This window comes from Teichococcus deserti, assembly GCF_001982615.1.
In the GTDB taxonomy this organism is placed as follows: Bacteria; Pseudomonadota; Alphaproteobacteria; order Acetobacterales; family Acetobacteraceae; genus Pseudoroseomonas; species Pseudoroseomonas deserti.
In genome coordinates this window covers 1-1,280 of sequence record NZ_MLCO01000145.1, presented here as the reverse complement: position 1 = coordinate 1,280, position 1,280 = coordinate 1, and the positions used below count along the sequence as shown (strand labels likewise).

The 1,280-nt window shown below is 75.3% G+C and carries 2 protein-coding genes; one reads left to right on the top strand and one right to left on the bottom strand.

Annotation, left to right across the window (positions count from 1 at the left end; genetic code table 11):
* Positions 1 to 90 precede the first annotated feature (90 nt).
* Positions 91 to 789 carry a MotE family protein gene (locus tag BKE38_RS15315; RefSeq protein WP_076958167.1) on the top strand — a complete coding sequence of 233 codons (699 nt, stop codon included), beginning with the start codon at positions 91 to 93 and terminating at the stop codon, positions 787 to 789.
* Here BKE38_RS15315 and BKE38_RS32100 read toward each other — a convergent pair.
* Positions 786 to 1,280 (bottom strand): hypothetical protein (locus BKE38_RS32100; protein ID WP_165694195.1); only part of this gene is annotated, 495 nt, incomplete at its 5' end. The genes BKE38_RS15315 and BKE38_RS32100 overlap by 4 nt on opposite strands.

The window sequence follows — 1,280 nt, the reverse complement described above, 5'->3', positions numbered from 1 at the left end:
CGGCCCCGGGGCCGAGCCGCGCACCATCCGCGTCAAGCTCGATTGAGCCCCTTGTCCATCCTGCCTGGCTGATTGCCGGAGAAGCCGACGATGCGCCTCGATCTGTCGACCCGATCCAATCCCTGGCTGGGCCCGCGCCGCGGCCTGCCGCTGCTGGCTCTCGCCTTGGCCGCGCTGCTGCCCGGCCGCATCGAGGGCCTGTCCGATCTCCGGACCGGCAGCGGTCCGGCGCGGGCGCAAGCGCCGGCCCAAATGCCGGTGCAGCCGGGCGGCGCGCCGCCGGCCGCCATGCCGCTGCGCGACGGGCTGGTCGCCCTGCCGCATGTCTCGCCGGTGCTGGCCGCCCCCGTCCGCGGCAATCCGCTGGGCGACGACCGCCCCGGCGAAGGCCGGCTGCTCGCCGAGGTGACGCGCCGCCAGGCGGAGATCGACCGGCGCGAGCGCGGGCTGGAAGCGCGCGAGGCGCGGCTGCAGGCGGCCGAAAGCCTGGCCCGGCAGCAGATCGCCGAGCTCGCCAGGCTGCGCGAGGAGGTGGAGCGGCTGGTGATGCGGGAAAGCGCCGCCTCAGAGGCCGATATCGACGCGCTGGTCGCGCTCTACGTCAATATGCGGCCGCAGCAGGCAGCCAAGGTGCTGGAGCGGCTGGAGCCGCCGCGCGCCGCGGTGATCCTGCTGAAGATCCCCGACCGCCAGGCCGGGCCGATCCTGGCGCAGATGGAGCCGCCGGCAGCCCTCGCCCTGACCCAGGAGATCGCCGGGCGGCGCGAGGCCTTCCGGGTGGTGAACTAGCTTTCCGGCTTCTCGCCGACGGCCGGGCGGCGGTCGGAGGCCGGCCGGCTGGCCTGGCGCCGCGCGATGTCATGCGCCAGCAGCGTGTCGGCCAGCTGGGCGGAGATGGCGCGGCAGCCCTTCTCGTCCTGCAGCGCATAGCCGCCCTCGGCCAGGGCAGTCATCTGGCTGCGCGCCGCCGGCAGCAGGAATTCCAGGTCGCATTCCAGCAGCTCCGCCGCCTCGCGCAGCGTCGAATCATTCGAGCGCACCAGCGCGCGCTGGGCGAAGAGCCGGCGCGACAGATGCAGCACCGCATCCAGCGTCGCCGCCTGGGCCAGCGGCACCGGCTCCTCCGGCAGGTCGGCGCGGCGCAGGTTCAGCCGCCAGGGCAGGTCGGCCGGGCCGCTGCGCTGCAGGTCCAGGCACCATTCGCCGCGCCGCGCGCACCAGGCCAGCGGCGCCGTGGTGGCGAAGCGCAGCACGCCCTCCATCGTCGTGCCGGCCGGCGC